The organism is Blautia sp. OM06-15AC, assembly GCF_003481425.1.
Taxonomy (GTDB): Bacteria; Bacillota; Clostridia; order Lachnospirales; family Lachnospiraceae; genus Fusicatenibacter; species Fusicatenibacter saccharivorans.
In genome coordinates this window covers 61217-83943 of the sequence record NZ_QULD01000015.1, presented here as the reverse complement: position 1 = coordinate 83943, position 22727 = coordinate 61217, and the positions used below count along the sequence as shown (strand labels likewise).

The 22727-nt window shown below is 49.1% G+C and carries 19 protein-coding genes and 2 pseudogenes; 17 read left to right on the top strand and 4 right to left on the bottom strand.

All coding sequences use genetic code 11. The features are described from left to right. The 3 genes and pseudogenes from DXB83_RS16970 to uvrB form a co-directional block, all read left to right on the top strand. Positions 1 to 574 (top strand): annotated as a pseudogene (locus DXB83_RS16970) (IS200/IS605 family accessory protein TnpB-related protein); the annotation flags it as partial. A gap of 166 nt (positions 575 to 740) precedes the next feature. Next, positions 741 to 1064, top strand: a pseudogene (locus DXB83_RS15215) (HEPN domain-containing protein); the annotation flags it as partial. 460 nt (positions 1065 to 1524) lie between these two features. Next, positions 1525 to 3525 carry an excinuclease ABC subunit UvrB gene (gene uvrB, locus DXB83_RS15210; RefSeq protein ID WP_055228290.1) on the top strand — a complete coding sequence of 667 codons (2001 nt, stop codon included), beginning with the start codon at positions 1525 to 1527 and terminating at the stop codon, positions 3523 to 3525. A 196-nt stretch (positions 3526 to 3721) separates the two neighbouring features. Here the strand turns inward: uvrB and DXB83_RS15205 are convergent, their stop codons facing one another. After that, a complete protein-coding gene (locus DXB83_RS15205) occupies positions 3722 to 3940 on the bottom strand; it encodes a helix-turn-helix domain-containing protein (protein ID WP_055228291.1) in 219 nt (72 codons plus the stop codon). Between the two features lie 172 nt (positions 3941 to 4112). Between DXB83_RS15205 and DXB83_RS15200 the strand changes: the two genes are divergently transcribed. Continuing rightward, positions 4113 to 4478 (top strand): hypothetical protein, encoded by a 366-nt coding sequence (locus tag DXB83_RS15200; protein WP_022461735.1) that lies wholly within the window; start codon positions 4113 to 4115, stop codon positions 4476 to 4478. A gap of 77 nt (positions 4479 to 4555) precedes the next feature. Here DXB83_RS15200 and DXB83_RS15195 read toward each other — a convergent pair whose 3' ends face one another. Then, positions 4556 to 4774: a helix-turn-helix domain-containing protein gene (locus DXB83_RS15195; RefSeq protein ID WP_055218403.1), complete on the bottom strand. Its 219-nt coding sequence runs from the start codon at positions 4772 to 4774 to the stop codon at positions 4556 to 4558. Positions 4775 to 5058: 284 nt separating this feature from the next. On the opposite strand from DXB83_RS15195, the gene hrcA reads away from it, so the two are divergent. The 13 genes from hrcA (at position 5059) to DXB83_RS15130 (ending at position 21157) form a co-directional block, all read left to right on the top strand. Further along, positions 5059 to 6117 carry a heat-inducible transcriptional repressor HrcA gene (gene hrcA / locus DXB83_RS15190; protein WP_022461073.1) on the top strand — a complete coding sequence of 353 codons (1059 nt, stop codon included), beginning with the start codon at positions 5059 to 5061 and terminating at the stop codon, positions 6115 to 6117. A 49-nt stretch (positions 6118 to 6166) separates the two neighbouring features. Continuing rightward, the gene (gene grpE, locus DXB83_RS15185) at positions 6167 to 6778 is read left to right on the top strand and encodes a nucleotide exchange factor GrpE (RefSeq protein WP_055218747.1); all 612 of its coding nucleotides are present in this window, start codon (positions 6167 to 6169) and stop codon (positions 6776 to 6778) included. 66 nt (positions 6779 to 6844) lie between these two features. Next, positions 6845 to 8722, top strand: coding sequence for a molecular chaperone DnaK (gene dnaK, locus DXB83_RS15180; protein ID WP_117509603.1), 1878 nt, complete (start codon positions 6845 to 6847; stop codon positions 8720 to 8722). Positions 8723 to 8947: 225 nt separating this feature from the next. Next, positions 8948 to 10156: a molecular chaperone DnaJ gene (dnaJ, locus tag DXB83_RS15175; RefSeq protein ID WP_117761695.1), complete on the top strand. Its 1209-nt coding sequence runs from the start codon at positions 8948 to 8950 to the stop codon at positions 10154 to 10156. A 167-nt stretch (positions 10157 to 10323) separates the two neighbouring features. Then, complete coding sequence (hisA, locus tag DXB83_RS15170) at positions 10324 to 11100, top strand: phosphoribosylformimino-5-aminoimidazole carboxamide ribotide isomerase (RefSeq protein ID WP_117761694.1); 777 nt, start codon at positions 10324 to 10326, stop codon at positions 11098 to 11100. Between the two features lie 301 nt (positions 11101 to 11401). Continuing rightward, a complete protein-coding gene (gene hpf / locus DXB83_RS15165) occupies positions 11402 to 11929 on the top strand; it encodes a ribosome hibernation-promoting factor, HPF/YfiA family (RefSeq protein ID WP_055218411.1) in 528 nt (175 codons plus the stop codon). 234 nt (positions 11930 to 12163) lie between these two features. Beyond that, a complete protein-coding gene (secA, locus tag DXB83_RS15160; protein ID WP_117801389.1) occupies positions 12164 to 14734 on the top strand; it encodes a preprotein translocase subunit SecA in 2571 nt (856 codons plus the stop codon). 141 nt (positions 14735 to 14875) lie between these two features. Then, positions 14876 to 15983 (top strand): peptide chain release factor 2 gene (gene prfB / locus DXB83_RS15155; RefSeq protein WP_117509617.1). Its coding sequence is split into 2 segments (ribosomal slippage): positions 14876 to 14926 and positions 14928 to 15983, totalling 1107 coding nucleotides; the frame shifts between segments, so codons are not numbered across the junction. Between the two features lie 111 nt (positions 15984 to 16094). After that, positions 16095 to 17348 (top strand): SPFH domain-containing protein, encoded by a 1254-nt coding sequence (locus tag DXB83_RS15150; RefSeq protein ID WP_117801390.1) that lies wholly within the window; start codon positions 16095 to 16097, stop codon positions 17346 to 17348. A gap of 56 nt (positions 17349 to 17404) precedes the next feature. Next, positions 17405 to 18514, top strand: a complete 1110-nt coding sequence (locus DXB83_RS15145) for a TFIIB-type zinc ribbon-containing protein (RefSeq protein WP_118697830.1) — start codon at positions 17405 to 17407, stop codon at positions 18512 to 18514. Continuing rightward, entirely contained in the window at positions 18511 to 19356 is an 846-nt protein-coding gene (locus DXB83_RS15140; RefSeq protein WP_118697829.1) for a TPM domain-containing protein, read from the top strand. The genes DXB83_RS15145 and DXB83_RS15140 overlap by 4 nt, the downstream gene beginning before the upstream one ends. 106 nt (positions 19357 to 19462) lie before the next feature. Beyond that, entirely contained in the window at positions 19463 to 19909 is a 447-nt protein-coding gene (locus DXB83_RS15135) for an ACT domain-containing protein (protein WP_022461318.1), read from the top strand. Positions 19910 to 19939: 30 nt separating this feature from the next. Next, positions 19940 to 21157 (top strand): homoserine dehydrogenase, encoded by a 1218-nt coding sequence (locus tag DXB83_RS15130; RefSeq protein WP_118697828.1) that lies wholly within the window; start codon positions 19940 to 19942, stop codon positions 21155 to 21157. An 89-nt stretch (positions 21158 to 21246) separates the two neighbouring features. Here DXB83_RS15130 and DXB83_RS15125 read toward each other — a convergent pair whose 3' ends face one another. Then, positions 21247 to 22065 (bottom strand): DUF975 family protein, encoded by an 819-nt coding sequence (locus tag DXB83_RS15125; RefSeq protein WP_117813035.1) that lies wholly within the window; start codon positions 22063 to 22065, stop codon positions 21247 to 21249. 19 nt (positions 22066 to 22084) lie between these two features. Then, on the bottom strand, positions 22085 to 22564 hold the full coding sequence (locus DXB83_RS15120) for a hypothetical protein (RefSeq protein WP_117801393.1): 480 nt from the start codon (positions 22562 to 22564) through the stop codon (positions 22085 to 22087). Between the last annotated feature and the right edge of the window lie 163 nt (positions 22565 to 22727).

The window sequence follows — 22727 nt, the reverse complement described above, 5'->3', positions numbered from 1 at the left end:
GGGACGGATCCGAAGATTTCAGCGGGAACATGGATCGCGTCAGGTGCAGGGAAGATGGGCATATGCAAAACGTCTGAATACAGAGCTTGGTAAAAAGATTGCCAGGGAAATCGTTTTCTATGCATCAGAAAATAGGGCAGATGTGATTGTTTTCGAATATCTGGAAATGAAAGGAAAACTTTCCGGGAAGAAAAAGCAGAAACTGCAGATGTGGAGAAAACGGGATATCCAGAAACGATGCGGACAGCAGGCACATAGAAAAGGAATCCGAATTTCCCGAATCTGTGCATGGAACACGAGCAGGCTTGCGTTTGACGGATCTGGAAAAATTGACCGTGATATACAGGATCACCGTCTGTGTACCTTTCAGAATGGAAAGAGATATAATTGTGATTTATCTGCATCGTACAATATTGGAGCAAGATATTTTATTCGTGAAATTTTAAAACCCTTACCGGAAACGGAAAGGTCTTTGCTGGAGGCAAAAGTTCCTGCAGTAAAGCGTAGAACCTCATGTGTTTATGCGGATTTGAGAGACTTAATTTCAGAAATGGAACTGCGAAAAGCAGCATAAACACAGGCAGATATACCGTGGACTACCTGTTATGTGGAGACCTGCCGTATCCGGCATGGAAGAAGCGCGTATCCGCGCAAGATCTAAGAAACAGGCGTATCCGCCGATATTTTGTCTGCCGCCTAAAGCGGTCTGAAGCACGTGACTTTAGTCATGTGAGGTTCACGATTATAAAGGAGCCAATAACAGGGCATACTATTCTATTTTTCATGCAATTAAGGCAGTACATGCTGTAAGCGGTAAAGCATATAAAAGGCATAAGGATGCTGTGGCTAACTTCAATAAGGATTATGTGAAAACATCAGTGTTTCCAAGAGAAATGGGAAGGAAAATCGGACAGGCAGAAGAGATTCGCCATGCCAGCGATTATGATGATTTTTATATTGCAAGTAAAGAAGAATCAGAACGGCAGATTTCAGTTGCAGATGAATTTATAATTCTGGCAGAAAAATATTGTATGGAACAGCTTGAAAAACAAAAGGAAAATTGAAATGAACGAGGATGCCCCTCAGGGTTTGAAGCCCTGAGGGATATTTTATGTAAAAGTATATTATTCTAATAAGCGCAACGGATGCTCCACATACCACAATGGAAATATTATAGCTGAGGAGATTCCGCCGGAATTGCTTTCTTATATGGAAGAAGTATTACCGGAAAAGAAGGAGCTGGATACGGAAAGTGTTCTGGATACAATGATAAATGTAAATGAATTTTTGAAGAACTAATGTTCGTATCATATATACAATTTTAAATTTCCATGATATAATATCTCTTACATTTGAGTGTTAATTCGTCCACGTTAGTTTTACTACTTTTTATCAGTCTATAAAATATCGGGTGGTGAACAGAATTCGTCGAGAGGCATATTCGGCTAAAATCAGAGAATGTGCTTCGACGAATTTCTGACTGATAGACGAACTTTTTTGATATAAAAACCAGGAGGTGCTTTTTTGCAGAATTCACAACAAATATTCAAATTACACTCCGAATACCAGCCTACAGGCGACCAGCCCCAGGCAATCGAAAAACTGGTCAAAGGCTTTCAAGAAGGCAATCAATGCGAGACTTTGCTGGGCGTTACAGGTTCCGGCAAGACCTTTACCATGGCAAATGTTATTGCACAGTTAAATAAGCCAACCTTGATCATAGCGCACAATAAAACACTTGCAGCGCAGCTGTACGGTGAGTTTAAGGAATTCTTCCCTGAGAATGCAGTAGAATATTTTGTCTCCTACTACGACTACTACCAGCCGGAGGCTTACGTGCCGTCTTCGGATACGTATATTGCGAAGGACTCTGCGCGGAACGATGAGATTGATAAGCTGCGGCTTTCCGCGACTTCTGCACTGAGTGAGCGGAACGATGTCATTGTGGTTTCCAGTGTTTCGTGTATCTATGGAATCGGAAGCCCGAAGGACTACATGGAGATGATTATTTCGCTCCGCCCGGGAATGGAAAAGGACCGGGACGATGTGATCCGGCAGTTGATTGATATTCAGTATGACCGGAATGATATGGATTTCCACCGCGGTACGTTCCGCGTGCGCGGTGATGTATTGGAGATTTTTCCGGCGGAGGAGACGGACAAGGCGGTGCGCGTCGAGTTCTTCGGGGATGAGATTGACCGTCTGGTGCAGATCGATACGCTGACGGGTGAAATCTTATGTGAACTGAACCACATCGCAATCTTTCCTGCCTCCCACTACGTTGTGCCGATGGACACGATCCTGAAAGCAACAGGCGAGATTGAAAAGGATATGGAAGAGCAGGTGAAGTTCTTCAAGCACGAGGGAAAACTGATCGAGGCCCAGCGCATCGAGGAGCGGACCAATTTCGATATTGAGATGCTCAAAGAAACCGGCATCTGTTCCGGCATCGAAAACTATTCGCGTTACCTCTCCGGATTAAAGCCAGGCGAGCCGCCCTACACACTGATGGACTATTTCGGAGATGATTTCCTCATCATCGTGGATGAGTCGCATAAGACTGTTCCGCAGATCCGCAGCATGTATGCCGGCGACCAGTCGCGGAAATCGACGCTGGTGGACTATGGATTCCGTCTGCCGTCCGCAAAAGACAACCGCCCGTTGAACTTCGGCGAGTTCGAGGACCGGATTGATCAGATCCTCTTCGTATCTGCCACGCCGGGCGACTACGAGGCAGACCACGAGCTGCTGCGCGCTGAACAGATCATCCGCCCGACCGGCCTTCTCGACCCGGATGTCGAGGTGCGCCCGGTGGAGGGACAGATCGACGATCTGATTTCGGAAGTAAAGAAAGAAACTGAAAAACACAACAAAGTTCTCGTGACGACGCTGACGAAGCGTATGGCAGAGGATCTGACCGACTATATGAAAGAGGCCGGCATCCGCGTGCGCTACCTGCACTCCGATATCGACACCCTGGAACGGACCGAGATCATCCGTGATATGCGTCTCGATGTCTTCGATGTGCTCGTCGGCATCAACCTTCTGCGTGAGGGTCTCGACATCCCGGAAATCACACTCGTGGCGATCCTGGATGCCGATAAAGAAGGTTTCCTGCGTTCCGAAACCTCCCTGATCCAGACCATCGGCCGTGCCGCACGAAACAGCGAGGGCCATGTTATCATGTACGCCGATGTGATGACCGATTCCATGCGACTCGCGATCGACGAGACGAAGCGCCGCCGTGCCCTGCAGGAAGCCTACAACAAAGAACACGGCATCACTCCGACCACCATCAAAAAAGCCGTCCGCGATCTCATCAGCATTTCGAAAGAAGTGGCAAAGACAGAAGAAAAGATGGAAAAAGACCCGGAGTCCATGAGCCGCGAAGAACTGGAAAAACTGATCGGCCAGGTACAGAAACAGATGAAAGCCGCTGCCGCCGAACTCAACTTCGAAATGGCCGCCGAGCTGCGTGACAAAATGATCACACTGAAGAAGAGCCTGGATGACATGGAAGAATAAAAAAGAAGAAAAGAGCATGAAAAAAAGCGTGCCGGAAAAGCGACAGAAAACTTTCCGGCACGCTTTTTTGCGTCCGATTTTGATTCCTTCTTGTTCAGAATTGACGCAAAATAAGAATACCATTATAATATAAAATACGACCAAACGGTCGCATCAAAACGAAAAACACAAAAATAAAAAGACAACAATAAAAAAATTAATCGCCGAATTTTCTCTTTTTACTGGAGACACTCAGCAGATAGTCGACCGAGCAGTCATAGAACCGTGCAAGTCGGATCACATAGTCGATCGGGATGTCGCGGATTCCTTTTTCGTAGCGGGAATAGACGTCGCGGTTGCATTCGAGCAGGGCAGAAATCTCTTTGATGGTGAGATCCTGATCAATCCGCATATCTTCAATTCTCTGGTATTTCATACGTTGTACCATCCTTTCAGATTCAAACCCATACTACCAAACGGTTGGATGGACAAAGTTAAATCAGATCATATGGTCGCAAATTGGAGAATAGGGCGGGAGAGAGAAACGGCGGGTGAAGACAGCCTGTGCAGAAAACAGAAAAATATGTACGGCAGAAATGGGGGAACGAATGGGAAAAGCAGAAAGAATAGAAATAGAAGATTTTGTCCAGAATATAGTGGAACGGATGGAGACGCCGGAAGCGTTTGAAAAAATGATCAGCCGGGAGGAAGAATGCGAAGCGCAGGGGCAGGAGAGCCGTCTGAGGGATGTGCTGAAGAAAGAATGGCCGGTGGACGAAAAGGGAGAGCGCATCTATCAGATCACTAATATATATGAAGAAAAAGCAGAAGAACTCCTCATTGTAGAACTGTATACCGGCATCCACCTGGAAAACGGAGTCCCGTGCGGGCATTTTACGCTGTATCTCTGCGGGGAGCCGGACGGATGGAAACTCAGCGAAACGCGGATGATGGAATATCTGCAGAATCTGTAAACGAAAAAGCAAAACAGGGAGGACAGGGAAAAGAAAAACTGTCCTCCTGCTTTTGCTGCGGCGGAGACACCGGAAAGTCAGGATCCATACGGCCGCTTCTCATCGCTGATGCCGACCAGATAATCCAGACTGACCTGATACAGCTCCGCCAGACGGATGGCAATGGAGATCGGCAGCTGCCGGACGCCTTTTTCATATCGGGTATACACATCGCGGTTGCAGCCGAGATAGTCGGCAACCTGGCGGATCGTCAGATCGTGGTCCGTGCGCAGATCCTCCAGTCTCTGATATTTCATGATTCATCACCTCTGAGAAAATGCTACTAAATGGTCGTATCGAAATGGCAGAATCCTACCATACGGCTATAGCGCCTTTGAAACAGTAGAATGCAATAAAAAAGAAAAGTCAGATTCCTTTTCAGAAAGAAAACGGTTTATACTTTTTTCACAATTTCTTCATAGAAAAACCGGGAAAAGGTGTTGACAAACAAAAGGCAGAGTGCTATCTTAAGAGCATAGATGTTAGCACTCCACTGAAACGAGTGCTAACAGGACTATACAACAGGAAGGAGCTTATCTTAGTGGATACAGAATTGGATGAAAGAAAAAGAAAAATATTAAAAGCGATCATCCAGACGTATCTGGAAACGGGCGAGCCGGTCGGCTCAAGAACGATTTCCAAATACACGGATTTGAATTTAAGCTCCGCCACAATCCGGAATGAAATGTCCGATCTGGAAGAGATGGGTTACATCTTACAGCCCCACACTTCCGCAGGACGCATTCCTTCCGATAAAGGCTACCGCCTCTATGTAGATGAGCTGATGCGGGAAAAAGAACAGGAAGTTGCAGACATCAAAAACATGGTCATTGAAAAAACAGACCGAATGGAAAAAGTTCTGCAGCAGGTTGTCAAAGTCCTCGCTTCATCTACCAACTATGCAACGTTGATTACAGGACCGGAATATCACAGAAATAAAGTGAAATTCATCCAGCTCTCAAAAGTCAATGAAGAGCAGCTCCTGGCCGTCATCGTCGTAGAAGGCAACCTGGTGAAAAACCAGATGATCGACCTCGACGAGACCATCAACGATGAACAGATATTAAAGCTGAACCTGCTTCTGAACACACAGCTCAATGGCCTGACCATTGAAGAAATCAATCTTGGCATGATCAAGAAGATGAAAGAGCAGGCAGGCATCCACTCCGGCATCATCAGCAAAGTGGTCGATACCGTAGCGGAAGCCATCGCAGTCAGCGAAGAAGATGTGCCGGTGTACACCAGCGGCGCAACCAACATTTTCAAGTACCCTGAGCTTTCCGACAGCAGCAAAGCCAGCCAGCTGATTTCCACATTCGAGGAACGGCAGAAACTGGTCGATATGATCAAAGGAGCTGCCGAGGAGCAGGACGGAGAGGAAAATACCGGTATTCAGGTATACATCGGAAATGAATCTTCGATGGAACCCTTACGGGACTGCAGCGTGGTCACCACCACATACGATATGGGAAACGGTATGCGCGGAACAATCGGTATCGTGGGACCAAAGCGGATGGATTACGAAAATGTGGTAGATAACCTGAAAACATTAAAAGTTCAACTGGACGCCGTCTTCAAAAAGCCGGACACAGGTGAGTAGAAAGGTGGAATGATCAGTGAGCGAAGAAAATAGAAAGAAAGAGGAAACCATGGAAGAACCTACACGCGAGATGGAAAAAGAAACCGGAGCAGAGACCGATCTGCCGGAAACCGAACCGGCTGCGGAGCAGGAAGAAGCAAAGAAAGCAGCAGAGGCAAAAGAAGCGGAAGCTGCAGAAGAAACTGCTGAGGATGGCAAAGAACGAAAGTTCTTCAAAAAGAAAAAAGATAAAAAAGATGAGAAAATCGAAGAGCTGACTGACCGCCTGACCCGTCAGATGGCAGAGTTCGATAACTTCCGCAAACGCACCGAAAAAGAAAAAGCAAATATGTATGCCATTGGAGCAAAAGACATCATCGAGAAGATTCTTCCGGTTGTTGACAGCTTCGAGCGCGGACTTGCAACGGTGGAAAACCCGGAGGAAGATCCGTTCGCAGACGGCATGAATAAAGTATACAAACAGTTTACCACAGCACTCGATGAACTCGGTGTAACCGTGATCGAGGCCGTTGGAAAGGAATTCGATCCGAACCTGCACAACGCAGTGATGCATGTGGAGGATGAGGAAGCCGGCGAGAACATCGTCGTAGAAGAGTTCCTGAAGGGCTACATGTACAAAGGTTCCGTAGTCCGTCACAGTATGGTCAAGGTGGCTAACTAAGCCTTGAAGATAAATAAATAGAAATTAAACCATTTTTTAGCATAATTCATTGAGGAGGAAACAACAATGGGCAAAATTATTGGTATTGACTTAGGAACAACAAACAGCTGTGTAGCCGTTATGGAAGGTGGAAAACCAACCGTTATCGCAAACGCAGAGGGTGAAAGAACAACTCCATCTATCGTAGCATTCACAAAAACAGGTGACCGTCTGGTCGGCGAGCCGGCAAAACGTCAGGCTGTAACAAACGCAGACAGAACCATCCGTTCTATCAAACGTGAGATGGGTACTGACTATAAAGTAGACATCGAAGGAAAGAAATACTCTCCGCAGGAGATCTCCGCTATGATTCTTCAGAAACTGAAAGGTGATGCAGAGAACTACCTTGGTGAGAAAGTAACAGAAGCAGTTATCACAGTTCCGGCTTACTTCAATGACGCACAGCGTCAGGCAACCAAAGATGCCGGTAAAATCGCAGGTCTTGATGTAAAACGTATCATCAACGAGCCTACCGCAGCAGCTCTGGCATACGGACTGGACAACGAAAATGAGCAGAAGATCATGGTATACGACCTTGGCGGCGGTACTTTCGATGTTTCCATCATCGAGATCGGTGACGGCGTTATCGAAGTTCTTTCCACAGCAGGAAACAACCGTCTGGGCGGCGATGACTTCGACCAGAAAGTAACAGATTATATCCTTGCTGAGTTCAAGAAACAGGAAGGCGTAGATCTTTCCAATGATAAAATGGCTCTGCAGAGAATCAGAGAAGCAGCAGAGAAAGCAAAGAAAGAGCTTTCCAGCGCAACTACAACCAACATCAACCTGCCGTTCATCACTGCAACCGCAGATGGCCCGAAACATCTCGATATGAACCTGACAAAGGCTAAATTCGATGAGCTGACCCACGACCTGGTAGAGAAAACTGCAGAGCCGGTACAGAGAGCACTTTCTGATGCAGGCCTTCAGGCATCCGAGCTTTCCAAAGTCCTTCTGGTAGGCGGATCTACCCGTATCCCGGCTGTACAGGATAAAGTAAGACAGCTGACCGGACACGAGCCGAGCAAGAGCCTGAACCCGGATGAGTGCGTAGCACTTGGTGCTTCCGTACAGGGCGGTAAACTTGCAGGAGATGCCGGCGCAGGCGACATCCTTCTTCTGGATGTAACTCCGCTGTCTCTGTCCATCGAGACGATGGGAGGTATTGCAACTCGTCTGATCGAGCGTAACACCACAATCCCGACCAAGAAAAGCCAGATCTTCTCCACCGCAGCTGATAACCAGACAGCAGTAGATATCAACGTAGTACAGGGTGAGCGTCAGTTCGCGAAAGACAACAAATCCCTCGGCCAGTTCCGTCTGGATGGAATTCCGCCAGCAAGAAGAGGCGTTCCGCAGATCGAGGTTACCTTTGATATCGATGCCAACGGTATCGTAAATGTATCTGCAAAAGACCTGGGAACAGGAAAAGAGCAGCACATCACCATCACCGCAGGCTCTAACATGTCCGACAGCGAGATCGACAAAGCAGTCAAAGAAGCTGCTGAGTTCGAGGCTCAGGATAAGAAACGAAAAGAAGCAATCGACGCAAGAAACGATGCAGACTCCATGGTATTCCAGACCGAGAAAGCAATCGAGGAAGTCGGCGACAAGCTTGATGCAAACGACAAAACAGCAGTAGAAGCTGACCTGAACGCACTGAAAGATCTCATTGCAAAATGCAATCCGGAAGAAATGACCGATGCACAGGTAGCTGATCTGAAAGCAGCTCAGGAAAAACTGATGACAAGCGCTCAGAAACTGTTTGCAAAACTGTATGAGCAGCAGGGCGGAGCAGCAGGCGCTGGTGCCGGAACAGCAGGTGCAGGCCCGGATATGGGAAATGCAGGAGCAGCAGGCGGCCATGACGACGATGTCGTAGACGCTGACTACAAAGAGGTTTAATTTTCGGCATGTCACACTCCGTGAAAATACCGACTGTGAGTTGAAACAATAAGTAAATAAACGCAAAAAGCCCTGTGAGGCGAATGTTTGCAGGGGACGGAAAATACATTCCGCCCCCTGTATTTATGCTGGTATTGCTTTCGGAAAAGTGCTATACTGGAGCGTGCGGAAAAACATTTCTGCAAAGATGAAATTTGTGGAACAGAAATGAAAAGGTGAACATAAATGGCAGAAAAAAGAGATTATTACGAGGTCCTCGGCGTAGACCGCGGAGCGGACGATGCAACATTAAAAAAAGCATACCGTAAACTGGCCAAGAAATACCATCCGGATATGAACCCGGGCGACAAAGAGGCCGAGGCAAAATTTAAAGAGGCGACAGAAGCCTATGGCGTGCTGAGTGATCCGGACAAACGGCGTCAGTACGATCAGTTTGGCCACGCTGCATTTGAAAACGGCGGTGGCGGCGCAGGAGCCGGCGGATTCGGCGGCTTCGACTTTGGCGGCGGAGATATGGGTGATATCTTCGGCGATATTTTCGGCGACCTGTTCGGTGGCGGCGGAAGCAGAAGAAGAGCAAACAATGGACCTATGAAGGGAGCAAACCTCCGCGCTGTTGTCCACATTACGTTTGAGGAAGCTGTTTTCGGATGCCAGAAAGAGCTCGAGATCAACCTGAAGGATACCTGTACAACGTGCCACGGAACCGGCGCAAAACCAGGAACTTCACCGGAGACATGCTCCAAATGTAACGGAACTGGTCAGATTACGTACACACAGCAGACCATGTTCGGTTCTGTGAGAAACGTGACGACCTGTCCGGATTGTAACGGAACCGGAAAGATCATTCGCGATAAATGTACCGCATGCCACGGCACGGGCTATACATCCAGCAGAAAACGCATTCAGGTCAACATTCCGGCTGGAATCGACGATGGACAGAGCATCCGGATCCGTGAAAAAGGTGAGCCGGGTGTAAACGGCGGACCGAGAGGAGATCTGCTTGTCGAGGTTCAGGTAACCCGTCATCCGATCTTCCAGAGACAGGATATGAACATTTTCTCCACTGCACCGATTACGTTTGCCCAGGCAGCACTCGGCGGTGATGTGAAGATCAGCACCGTTGACGGGGACGTTCTCTACACTGTAAAACCGGGAACCCAGACCGATACGAAGATCCGTCTGAAGGGAAAAGGTGTTCCGTCCCTTCGCAACAGCAATGTGCGCGGTGATCACTACGTAACACTCGTAGTCCAGACTCCGACGAAACTGAATGAGAAAGCAAAAGAGGCCCTCCGCGCCTTCGACGAAGCCTGCGGAAACCGCCCGGCAGCAGAAGAAAAAGCAGCCGACGGCGAAACTGCAGAGCAGCCGAAGAAGAAAAAAGGCTTTATGGATAAAGTGAAAGAGGCCTTTGAGGACATCGATAAATAAAGAACGGTGGCAAGCCGGAAAAGAAAGAAGAATCTGTGGAAAAAGCAGGTTCTTCTTTCTTTTCTATGAAAGAACCATGAAAATTTGGTGAATTTATACACAGAATGGTCGGATTTTGATATAATGTGGAAAACTTAAGGGGAGAGAAAAGAAAGGAAACGGGGAAAATGAGATTTCGACCATGTATTGATATTCATAACGGAAAAGTAAAACAGATTGTCGGGGGATCGCTGAAAGATCAGGGAAATCAGGCGAGCGAGAATTTTGTCTCGGAGCAGGATGCGTCGTACTATGCGCAGCTGTACGAAGAGCAGGGCATTACGGGCGGCCATGTGATTCTGCTGAACAAGGAAGGTACCGAGTTTTACGAGGAAACGAAGCGCCAGGCATTGCTGGCACTCTCGACGTACCCGGGCGGCCTGCAGGTGGGAGGCGGCATTGATGCGGAGAATGCGTGCGAGTTTCTGACAGCGGGGGCAAGCCATGTGATTGTGACTTCGTATGTGTTCCGCGACGGCCATGTGTTCTATGAAAATCTGGACAAGCTGGTGACGACGGTAGGAAAGCAGCGGCTGACACTGGATTTAAGCTGCCGGAAGCGGGACGGAAAATACTATATCGTGACGGACCGCTGGCAGAAGTTCACGGACGAAGAAGTGACAGAGGAACTGCTGCATCACCTGTCAGAATACTGTGATGAGTTCCTGATCCATGCCGTGGATGTCGAGGGAAAGGCTTCCGGCATTGAGACGGAGCTGGTGGAACTGCTTGCGAAGATGAAAGATTTTCCGGTGACGTACGCCGGCGGCGTGGGAAGTTTTGAAGACCTGGAGCTGCTCAAAAAACTGGGAAACAACCACGTCGATGTGACAATTGGCAGTGCACTGGATCTGTTCGGCGGCAAAATGAAGTTTGAAGACGTGCTGGCAGTATGCCGCCGGTAAGCGGAAACGGACGTTCACCCGCGCCATTCGCAAAACCGCGCTTTCAGCGCTCTCCGCTGCTGCGCAGCTCCTTTTTGCTCATAACCAGGCGCTCCCTTTGTATCTTATTCTTGACAGATTTTCATGCGAGCATGAAATCTGTCAAAAATAAGATACAAGTGAACTGTAACAGAAAAAACTCTAAAATATTCATGAATTTTCTAAATACTATTGCAAATAGAGACAACTATTGCTATAATTAGAGTTACTTACAGGGGAAGTGAAGAACCTGTAAAATTTGAGAGCAAAGGGGTTGGGCATAATGAAAATTACCATCAGCGGAAAAAATATTGACGTGACAGAGGGATTAAAAGCCGCGGTCAACGAAAAACTTGGCAAACTGGAGAAATATTTTACGCCTGACACAAATGTCATTGTAACCTTAAGCGTAGAGAAAGAAAGACAGAAAATTGAGGTTACCATTCCGGTAAAAGGAAATATCATCCGTTCCGAGCAGGTAAGCAACGATATGTACGTATCCATCGATCTGGTAGAGGAAGTCATCGAACGCCAGCTTCGCAAATACAAAAACAAAATTGCCGACAAACAGCAGGAAGCAGGAAACTTCCAGAAAGAATATCTGGAGCATGACTATCTGGAGGACGAAGACATCCAGATCATCCGTACGAAAAAATTCGGCATGAAACCAATGTATCCGGAAGATGCCTGCGTACAGATGGAACTTCTTGGACACACCTTCTTCGTATTCCGCAATGCAGAGACCGACGAAGTAAACGTCGTTTACAAGAGAAAGAACAACACCTACGGTCTGATCGAGCCGGAGTGCTGAAAAGTAAATAAAGAATGAACAGTCACCCTGTTTCCAGCTTAGAAAAGCTGTGAAACAGGGTGACTTTTTCGCGGAAAGGGCCGGAAAGTCCGGGAAAAGCCGTAAAAACAGCGGAAAACCGGGGAACGGCACCAAATGTTTACGAAAAATTCATTGTTATCTTGTGCCAGAAGTGGTAGAATAGTACCATATGTTAATATGGCAATTAATAGAGAAAGCAGGAGCAAACATTCTATGAAATTCACAGAAAAACTTTTTGGTACGCACAGTGAGCGCGAGCTGAAACGAATCTATCCAATTGTAGACAAAATCGAAGCTCTCCGCCCGACCATGCAGGCGCTGACCGATGAAGAGCTGCGTGCCAAGACAAAGGAATATAAAGACCGCTACAACGGAGGCGAATCCCTGGATTCCATTCTCCCGGAAGCATTCGCAACCGTCCGCGAGGCAGCAAAACGTTCCCTCGGTATGGAACACCACCGCGTACAGCTGATTGGTGGTATTATCCTCCATCAGGGCCGTATCGCTGAGATGAAAACCGGTGAAGGAAAAACCCTCGTTTCCACCCTTCCGGCTTACCTGAACGCACTGACCGGACGCGGCGTCCACATCGTTACCGTCAACGATTACCTGGCAAACCGAGATGCTGAGTGGATGGGCAAAGTCCACAGATTCCTCGGTTTGACCGTCGGTGTCGTTCTGAACGATATGAAGAACGATGAGCGCCGCCAGCAGTATGCATGCGACATCACCTACATCACCAACAACGAACTTGGTTTCGATTACCTGCGTGACAACATGGTGATCTACAAAGAGCAGCTCGTACAGAGAGAGCTTGCTTACTGTATCATCGACGAGGTCGACTCTGTCCTGATCGACGAGGCAAGAACACCTCTGATTATTTCCGGACAGAGCAGCAAATCCACCAAGCTGTACGAGACCGCAGATATTCTGGCACACCAGATGCAGCGCGGCGAGGCAAGCGGCGAGATGACCAAGATGACCGCGATCATGGGCGAGGAGATCGAGGAGACCGGAGACTTCATCGTCAACGAGAAGGACAAATTCGTTACCCTGACCGATGACGGTGTGAAAAAAGTCGAGAACTTCTTCCATATCGAGAACCTCTCCGACCCGGAAAACCTGGAAATCCAGCACAACGTCATCCTGGCACTGCGTGCCAATTATCTGATGCACCGCGACAAGGATTACGTAGTCAAAGACGACGAGGTTCTGATCGTCGATGAGTTCACCGGCCGTATCATGCCGGGCCGCCGTTATTCCGATGGTCTGCATCAGGCAATCGAGGCAAAAGAGCACGTAAAAGTAAGAAGAGAGAGCAAGACTCTGGCAACCATCACGTTCCAGAACTTCTTTAACAAATACGAGAAAAAAGCCGGCATGACCGGTACTGCTCTCACCGAGGAGCAGGAGTTCCGTGACATCTACGGCATGGACGTTATCGAGATCCCGACCAACCGCCCGGTCATCCGTGTGGATATGGACGATGCCGTATACATGACGAAAAAAGAGAAATTCCACGCAGTCGTAGAGGAAGTCAAAGAGGCACATGCCGTGAACCAGCCGGTTCTGGTTGGTACCATCACCATCGAGACTTCCGAGCTGATCAGCAAAATGCTGCGCCGCGAGGGAATTCCGCATCAGGTCTTAAATGCGAAGTTCCATGAGCTCGAGGCAGAAATCGTAGCGCATGCCGGTGAGGCAGGAGCCGTTACCATCGCGACCAACATGGCCGGCCGTGGTACCGATATTAAGCTGGATGATGTGGCAAAAGCTGCCGGCGGCTTAAAGATCATCGGCACCGAGCGTCATGAGTCCCGCCGTATCGACAATCAGCTCCGCGGTCGTTCCGGCCGTCAGGGAGACCCGGGTGAGTCCCGTTTTTACATTTCCCTGGAAGACGATTTGATGAGACTCTTCGGTTCCGAAAAACTGATGGGCATTTTCAAATCCCTCGGCGTACCGGAAAATGAGCAGATCGAGCACAAGATGCTTTCTTCCGCCATCGAAAAAGCGCAGAAGAAGATCGAGGGCAACAACTACGGAATCCGTAAAAACCTGCTCGACTATGACCAGGTCAACAACGAGCAGCGTGAGATCATCTACAAAGAGAGACGCCGCGTTCTGGACGGCGAGAGCATGAGAGACACCATCTTCAAGATGATTGCCGATACCATCGACAATACTGTGGATCTCTGCATCGGCGAGAACACCGAGCAGTCCGAGTGGGATCTGACCGAGTTAAATGAGATGCTGATCTCCATCATGCCGGTGAAGGCAGTGACAAAAGAGCGCGTAGAGAAGATTTCCAAAAACGAGCTGAAACAGCAGTTAAAAGAGGAAGCTGTTAAACTCTACGAGGAGAAAGAAGCAGAATTCCCGGAGGAGGAGCAGATTCGTGAGCTTGAGCGTGTCGTTCTTCTGAAGGTTATCGACCAGAAGTGGATGGATCATATCGATGATATGGATCAGCTCCGCGAGGGTATCGGCCTGCAGGCATACGGCCAGAGAGACCCGAAGGTTGAGTACAAGATGGCAGCTTACGACATGTTTAACGAAATGCTCGAGTCCATCCAGCAGGATACCGTCCGTCTCCTGTTCCATGTACGTGTTGAGCAGAAAGTAGAACGTGAGCAGGTAGCCAAAGTGACCGGAACCAACAAAGACGAGTCCGGCCCGAGAAAACCGGTACAGCGCGCAGAGCGTAAGATCTATCCAAACGATCCATGCCCGTGCGGAAGCGGCAAGAAGTATAAACAGTGCTGCGGAAGAAAACCGGTTTGATAAAAGCAGAACAGCAGTGAGACGGATGAGCACGATCCGTTTGACAAAGCACGCAGCTTCCCTACCAGAAGCTGCGTGTCATACAAAATATAAAACAGAAAGCAGGTGAAGCTTGTGGTAGTTGAATTAGACCAGTTCAAAATGGAACTTGGCACATACGATAAACCATTAGTGGAAGTGAGGGATTCACTTTGACCTCGCTAACAAAGAGCAGAGGATCGAAGAATTAGAGCGTAAAATGGAGGAACCCAATTTCTGGGACAACCCCGAAGAAGCGCAGGAGCAGATGAAACAGCTGAGCAGCATGAAAGAGGACAGAGATACGTATCAGAAACTGGTATCCGCCAAAGAAGATATGGAAACTCTGATCGAGATGGGACAGGAGGAGGATGACGATTCCGTTGTTCCGGAAATCGCGGAAATGATGGAGGAGTTCAAGGCATCCTTCGATGCCATCCGCATCAAAACCCTGCTGTCCGGCGAATTTGACAAGGACAATGCGATCATCAAACTGAACGCAGGTGCAGGCGGAACCGAGGCGTGCGACTGGTGCGGCATGCTGTACCGTATGTACACCAGATGGGCAGAACGCAAAGGCTTTACGATCGAGGAACTCGACTTTCTGGACGGTGATGAGGCCGGTGTGAAGTCCGTGACATTCCAGGTCAACGGCGAAAACGCTTACGGTTATCTGAAATCCGAAAAAGGCGTTCACCGTCTCGTCCGTATTTCTCCGTTCAACGCGGCAGGAAAACGCCAGACATCGTTCGTATCGTGCGATGTTATGCCGGATATCGACAAAGAGATCGATGTTGAGGTTCGTGATGAGGATATCCGTATCGATACGTACCGTTCCAGCGGTGCCGGCGGACAGCACATCAACAAGACGTCATCGGCGATCCGAATCACGCATATGCCGACCGGCATCGTGGTTACGTGCCAGAATGAGCGTTCCCAGTTCCAGAACAAGGACAAGGCAATGCAGATGCTGAAAGCAAAATTGTATATGCTGAAACTCCAGGAGCAGGCAGATAAGCTGAGCGACATCCGCGGCGAAGTAACCGAGATCGGCTGGGGCAACCAGATCCGTTCTTACGTTATGCAGCCATACACCATGGTCAAAGACCACCGTACCAACGCAGAGACCGGAAACGTCGATGCAGTCATGGACGGCGGAATTGATCTGTTTATCAACGCATATCTGAAGTGGATTGCCCTCGGAACCGGAGCGAAAGAGGAAGAAGCATAATTCGGCTGTGGGCAGAGCACAGTGACAAGTAAAATAAGGAGCATTTTCACCAACAGAGGACGGAAATGCTCCTTTCTGTTTTGAAGCCAAAGGCAAACAGGAGGTAAAAGTATGGGTATTATCAGAGCAGCAGTCAATGCAGTACACGGCAGTCTCGCCGATCAGTGGCTGGAGACCGTGGAACCGTATGAGATGGGGGAACATACGGTATTTACAGAGGGAATTCTGGTAAGAAAAGGCCAGAATAAAAAGGGAAGCCAGACGATTTCAAACGGTTCTGTGATCCATGTCTATGACAATCAGTTTATGATGTTGGTGGACGGCGGAAAGATTATTGATTACACCGCAGAGCCGGGCTACTTTACCGTAGACCAGTCATCGTCTCCGTCGATGTTCAGCGGATCGCTTGACGCAGCCGTAAAAGATACGTTTGAGCGCCTGAAATTCGGCGGCCAGACCCCGCATGAGCAGAGAGTTTTCTATATTAATCTGCAGGAAATCAAGGGAATCAAATTCGGAACGAGAAATCCGGTCAACTATTTCGACCAGTTCTACAATGCCGAGCTGTTCCTTCGGGCACACGGTTCCTATTCCATCCGCATCATCGATCCGCTCCGCTTCTACGCAGAGGCTGTGCCGAGAAACGCATCCCGCGTAGAGATCGAGGATATCAACGAGCAGTATATGAACGAATTTTTAGAGGGCCTGCAGTCCTCGATCAATCAGATGGCAGCCGACGGCATCCGCATTTCGTTCGCAGCATCCAAGAGCGCCGAGCTGTCCCGCTACATGGCAGATGCGATGGATGAGAGCTGGCGGGCAATGCGCGGCATGGAGATCCAGTCCGTGGCAATCGCAAGCCTTTCCTACGATGAAGCTTCCCAGAAACTGATCCAGATGCGCAACGAAGGTGCGATGATGTCTGATCCATCGATCCGTGAGGGCTATGTACAGGGAGCGATGGCACGCAGTATGGAGAAAGCAGCAGCCAACCCAAACGGAGCCATGAACGGCTTTATGGGTGTTCAGATGGGCATGAATGCCTTCGGTTCCTCGTTTGCATCGGCGTCCGCTTCGAATCAGCAGCAGATGCAGCAGCAGGCGGCAGCCAAGGCACAGCAGGAAGCTGCAAAAGGCGTATGGAAATGCTCCTGCGGAACGGAGAACACCGGCAATTTCTGCTCAAACTGCGGAAGTGCAAAGCCGATGGTGTGGATCTGCGGCAAGTGCGGAACGGAGAACAGCGGGAAGTTTTGTTCGAACTGCGGCAGCCCGAAACCGGAAGCGGCAGGAAAATGGGTCTGCGCATGCGGAACGGAGAATACCGGCAAGTTCTGCTCGAATTGCGGAAAACCAAGACAGTAAAAGAAAACAGATAACCATCCAATACAACAGCGGCTCCGGGGAAGGAGGGATAGAATATGGAGGTTATTACATACAAATGCCCGAACTGCGGAGGCGATCTGACCTTCGATCCGGCAAGCGGAAAGTATAAATGCGAGTACTGCCTGTCCTCGTTTACACAGGAAGAAGCCGAAAGGGCGAACCCGAAAGCAGCGGAAGCGCTGAACGGGGAGGACGATGCTGCCGGTGCACAGGAAGCATCCGATGCACAGAAGGAAAGCAGTACGGAGGAAACAAAAGGGGAAACAGAGCAGGGCGAAGCAGTTGTCTACACCTGCCCGAACTGCGGCGCCGAGATTGTGACCGATGCGACGACGGCAGCGACATACTGTTTCTACTGCCACAACCCGGTGGTGCTTTCCGGCCGGCTTTCGGGAGAATATATGCCGGATTTTGTGCTGCCGTTCAAAATCAGCAAGGAGCAGGCAATCGAGAAATTTTTGTCATTTACCCGGAAGAAACACTTTATTCCGAAGGACTTTTTCGAAAAGAGTCAGGTACAGAAGATGACAGGTGTCTATTTCCCGTACTGGATTTACGGCGGAGACTTTGAGACGGATTACATAGCGCGCGGCCGGAAGGTGAGAGTCTGGCAGACCGGTGATGTGGAGTACACAGAGACCAGCATCTACGATGTCCGCCGGGAGGGAGAGGTCCGTGTGGACGGTCTGTCGCGTAACGCTCTGAACAAGGCAGACCGCGATCTGATCGAATGCGTACAGCCATACCGTCTGGAGGAGATGCAGCCGTTTTCCATGGGGTACCTTTCCGGCTTTCAGGCGGAAAAGCGTGATATCGAACAGCAGCAGATCGCACCGGAACTGAAAAAAGAACTGGAGACGATGGCACGCGGCGCCATGCGGAATGAGGCGAACGAATATATCTCCCTCGAGCAGGAAAAAATGAACCTTTCCCCGAAGCAGGAGAACTGGCGTTACGTCCTGTTTCCCGTCTGGACACTGACGTATCCGGGAAAAGACGGGAAGGTTTACTACTATGCGATGAACGGCCAGACCGGAACGATCAACGGCGATTTTCCCTATGAGCGGAAGAGAGCCCTTCTGACGTCGGCTGTGAGTGCTCTTCTGGTTCTGATTGTGATGCTGATAGGAGGGTATTTCGCATGAGAAGAATGAAAAAAGCAGGACAATATCTGCTCGGGATTTTTGCGGCCCTTCTGCTGTGCGGGATTTTTTCTGTGAATACCGTAAAAGCCGAATCCCAGCATATCTACGACAATGCATCGCTTCTTTCTGATGCGGAGGAGCAGGACCTCGAGAGATCCTGCGCGGAGTTCGAGAACAATACGGAAATTCATATGGTCATCCTGACCGAGCGCAGCAGCGGTTCCGAGGACTGTCAGGCGATTGCAGATGATTTTTATGACAAAAAGTATCCGAAAGAGCCAAACGGTGTCTGCTTCCTCATCGATATGGGACAGCGCCAGATTGTGATTTCGACCTCTGGTATTATGCAGTATTACATGTCCGATGCGGAAATTGATGATATCCTGCAGGCGGCGCAGGGCTACGCGAAAGACGGCGACTATGCGGGAACCTTTGCAAAAATGATTACGATGACGCAGGAATGCTTCGACCGCGGCGTTTCCGATGCGGACTATCTGATTACAGAAGACGGTTCCATTATTCATTACCGCAAAATCAACAGCACGGAAGCTCTTATTTCTGTTATCGCAGCGGCTGCGACAGGAATTCTTGTTTATTTTGGAATTTGGAAAAGCTATCGACGAAAGAAAAACCGTGGTGCAAAGAGTTATGCGGATCTGAAGCGCGTGAAAATCAGAGACCGCAGGGATGCACTGATCGATCGCCATGTATCGATGCACAAAATCCAGAAGGATGATGGCAACCACGGCGGAGGCGTTTCTGGCGGCGGAGGTGGCGGTGGAAGCACCGTTCACACTTCGTCAAGCGGAAACAGCCACGGCGGCGGAAGCATTGGCTTCTGAAAAGCGATTCGAAAAAATTCCTTGCGTATTGTGTCGGAATATGGTACGATCTTTCCTGTGAAAACAAATGTATTTCCTGGAAAGAGTATAAAGGTAGAGGATTGCCATGAGAGAAGAAAAAACAAAGTACTATGTAATCAAAGAAAAAGCGGTTCCCGAGGTCCTTTTGAAGGTCATCGAGGCCAAACGGTTGATGGATATGCAGGAGCTTACCGTGCAGCAGGCAACGGAAAAAGCGGGAATCAGCAGAAGCTCTTTCTATAAATACAAAGATGATATTCTTCCTTTTCATGACAATGCAAAAGGAAAAACGATTACGTTTATTCTGCAGATGGACGATGAGCCGGGACTGCTTTCCGATGTGCTGAAGATTATCGCCGAGTTTCACGGAAACATTCTGACCATTCATCAGACGATTCCGTTAAACGGCGTGGCGTCACTGACAATCAGCGTGGATATCGCGGAAGACCGGGGAGACGCCTCGGAGATGATCAACGAGATTGAGTCCAGACAGGGAGTTCATTATTTTAAAATTTTAGGACAGGAGTCCTGAAAAAGAAAAAGCAAGAGAGGGACAAAAGAGATGATTCAGATTGCAGTATTAGGATATGGCACCGTTGGTTCCGGCGTGGTAGAAGTCATCAACACGAACCATGACAGCATCAACAAGAGAGCAGAGAACGAGATTAATATCAAATACGTTCTGGATTTAAGAGATTTCCCGGGAGATCCAGTGGAAAAAGTGCTGGTACATGATTACGAAGTGATCGCAAACGATCCGGAGGTTGATATTGTTGTCGAGGTCATGGGCGGCGTTGAGCCGGCTTACACATTCACAAAACGTGCGCTGGAGGCTGGAAAGAGCGTCTGCACATCCAACAAAGAGCTGGTGGCAAGACACGGTACCGAGCTTCTTGCAATTGCAAAAGAGCACGGCGCAAACTATCTGTTTGAGGCAAGCTGCGGCGGCGGTATCCCGATCATCCGTCCGTTAAACTCCTCCCTGACTGCAGATGAGATCGATGAAGTAACTGGTATCTTAAATGGTACCACGAACTATATCTTAAGCAAAATGGCAAGCGACGGTTCCGATTTCGCGGATGTATTAAAAGAGGCACAGCGCCTCGGCTACGCAGAGCGCAACCCGGAAGCAGATGTAGAAGGCTACGATGCGTGCCGTAAAATTGCGATTCTTTCTTCTCTTGCTTATGGAAAAGAAGTCAATTACGAAGAGGTTTACACCGAGGGAATCACAAAGATCACCGCAGAGGATATCAAATATGCGACCTCGATGGGAACCGCAATCAAACTGCTCGCAACAAGCCGCAAGGTGGGTAATCAGTATTACGCCATGGTAAGCCCGGTGATGATTGACGCGAAAAACCCGCTGTACAGCGTAAACGGTGTCTTCAACGCCATCTTCATCCACGGAAATGTACTGGGTGATGCGATGTTCTACGGAAGCGGAGCAGGAAAGCTTCCGACCGCAAGTGCCGTTGTAGCCGATGTCGTAGACTGCGCAAAGAACAAAGGCAGAAACATCATGATGAGCTGGAGCGAGAAAAAACTGGACCTGCTGCAGATCGATGATGTAAAGAGCCGCTTCTTCGTCCGCGTGTCCGGCCACGCCGCAGAGCGCCAGAGTGAGATCGAGGAGCTGTTCGGAAAAGCAGAAATCGTAGCAGTTCCAAGTCTGTCCGAGGAGTTCGCATTCATCACAGGCGAAATCACAGAGCAGGAGTACAGAGAAAAAGCAGAGAAACTCGACGGAATCCAGAGCAGAATCCGCGCGAGAATTTAAGATCTCGAAATAGACATAACTAAAAAGACGTTTCACAGCCGTAAAGCAAGGGGTGTGAAACGTCTTTTTAGTTATCTTAAAATTTATTTTTAAAGATCTGTGCCGGATCCAAAGGAATCCGTATCATATCCCACCGGTTCCGATGCCGGATACAGGACATCTTTCCGTTCCTGATAGAACGCAGCCATCGTGATCTGCATATAGGGCATTACCCACAAAAAGCCGATGGCACAGGAACAGGATGCGAGAATCTCAAGCCCTAAGAAACTTAAGAGAAGCAGAATGTAGCGGAAAAAGTTCTTCTTCATCATCGCAAAGCTCTGGCGAATTGCCTGGATCGGGCCGATGCCGGGAGCGTCGTTCATCACAAAGGTGGAAAGGGAAAACGGAACCAGCACCAGCGTGGAAACGAGAGAGCCGATCAGCTTGTAAACGTAAACGTTCATCAGAGAAGAAAGCTCGGCTTCGATGGAAAGTGCTGTTCCAAGCGTCAGATCCGCACTCGGGGAGGAAAGATACTGGAAGCCCGGAATGCTGGAAATCAGGGCGATCACGGAGCTGATGCCGTTGATGATAAGGAACATCAGCACGTACTGGTCCGGGTGGTGATAGAAAGCGTAGAGCATATCACCGACGGAAATCGGTTCCCCGCGCAGCGTCGAGAGGCAGATCTTTAAGTAGCCCGCCTGAAAGAGGCTGAGGAGCAGGGAAAACAGGAACAGCGTCAGATTCAGAAAAATGATATCGTACAGCGTTGTGCCTGAAAAAATCAGCGTCGGGATGAGGGAGCAGGAGAAGGTGAGAAACAGGTTGATCGCGGTTGCGCCCACCAGCGTGCCGCATCGGCCTGCCATGGCCTCACGGGCCTGCTTTTTCAGTTCTGAAAATTTCTGTTTTTGTCCGTTCATGAAAAATCCTTTCTGGTACCTAGATGGTATTTCCGTCGGTGGTTGTTCCGTTATCCGGTGTCATCTGGTATTCCTGCATGTACTGATTGTAATACCGCTCAAGCAGGTTGGTGCTGCCGCCGCTGACCATGTTGAAAAGCAGGAAAGCATACATGATGCAGATACCGACAATTATGCCGATGGTACAGCCCGCAAGACCGGCTTTTGCCGTGCCGCTCATGCGTCCTGCGCCGCGGCTTAAAAGGGCGAAGATCACGCCGAGCGAGCCGAAAAACAGGGACCCCATGTTGAGCATGAACAAAAAGGAGCAGATCGCCATGACCATCGAAGCGGCCGCAAGGGCCTGCGAACCCGTCCTGCGCGGCGGCTGTACGGGAGGCTGCTGCTGGTAATGCTGATACGGTCCGGGACGCTGGCCCTCAGGCACGCCGTACGGATGGGAGGACTGATAGGAATCTCCGGACTCATTGGTGTTTGGATCGTAATTTTCTGGTGTCATAAAATGTCCTTTCTTCTGCAAAAAAGCGCGGTTTCACACGCAGTCTGTCAAAAAAGCTATAGTAAAGATTTTATCATGTAAGGTTGACAAAAACAAGACCTATTGATAAGGTAATAGAGTGGCTGTTCCGCCAAGGGTCCCGCTTTTTATGCGGGAAAAACAG

Excerpts from the sequence above, each read along its gene's own strand:
- DXB83_RS15205 (WP_055228291.1), bottom strand. The coding sequence starts at position 3,940 with ATGAAATACCAGAGAATTGAAGATATGCGGATTGATCAGGATCTCACC.
- DXB83_RS15200 (WP_022461735.1), top strand. The coding sequence starts at position 4,113 with ATGGGAAAAGCAGAAAGAATAGAAATAGAAGATTTTGTCCAGAATATA.
- DXB83_RS15195 (WP_055218403.1), bottom strand. The coding sequence starts at position 4,774 with ATGAAATATCAGAGACTGGAGGATCTGCGCACGGACCACGATCTGACG.
- grpE (WP_055218747.1), top strand. The coding sequence starts at position 6,167 with ATGGAAGAACCTACACGCGAGATGGAAAAAGAAACCGGAGCAGAGACC.
- dnaK (WP_117509603.1), top strand. The coding sequence starts at position 6,845 with ATGGGCAAAATTATTGGTATTGACTTAGGAACAACAAACAGCTGTGTA.
- dnaJ (WP_117761695.1), top strand. The coding sequence starts at position 8,948 with ATGGCAGAAAAAAGAGATTATTACGAGGTCCTCGGCGTAGACCGCGGA.
- hisA (WP_117761694.1), top strand. The coding sequence starts at position 10,324 with ATGAGATTTCGACCATGTATTGATATTCATAACGGAAAAGTAAAACAG.
- hpf (WP_055218411.1), top strand. The coding sequence starts at position 11,402 with ATGAAAATTACCATCAGCGGAAAAAATATTGACGTGACAGAGGGATTA.
- secA (WP_117801389.1), top strand. The coding sequence starts at position 12,164 with ATGAAATTCACAGAAAAACTTTTTGGTACGCACAGTGAGCGCGAGCTG.
- DXB83_RS15150 (WP_117801390.1), top strand. The coding sequence starts at position 16,095 with ATGGGTATTATCAGAGCAGCAGTCAATGCAGTACACGGCAGTCTCGCC.
- DXB83_RS15145 (WP_118697830.1), top strand. The coding sequence starts at position 17,405 with ATGGAGGTTATTACATACAAATGCCCGAACTGCGGAGGCGATCTGACC.
- DXB83_RS15140 (WP_118697829.1), top strand. The coding sequence starts at position 18,511 with ATGAGAAGAATGAAAAAAGCAGGACAATATCTGCTCGGGATTTTTGCG.
- DXB83_RS15135 (WP_022461318.1), top strand. The coding sequence starts at position 19,463 with ATGAGAGAAGAAAAAACAAAGTACTATGTAATCAAAGAAAAAGCGGTT.
- DXB83_RS15130 (WP_118697828.1), top strand. The coding sequence starts at position 19,940 with ATGATTCAGATTGCAGTATTAGGATATGGCACCGTTGGTTCCGGCGTG.
- DXB83_RS15125 (WP_117813035.1), bottom strand. The coding sequence starts at position 22,065 with ATGAACGGACAAAAACAGAAATTTTCAGAACTGAAAAAGCAGGCCCGT.
- DXB83_RS15120 (WP_117801393.1), bottom strand. The coding sequence starts at position 22,564 with ATGACACCAGAAAATTACGATCCAAACACCAATGAGTCCGGAGATTCC.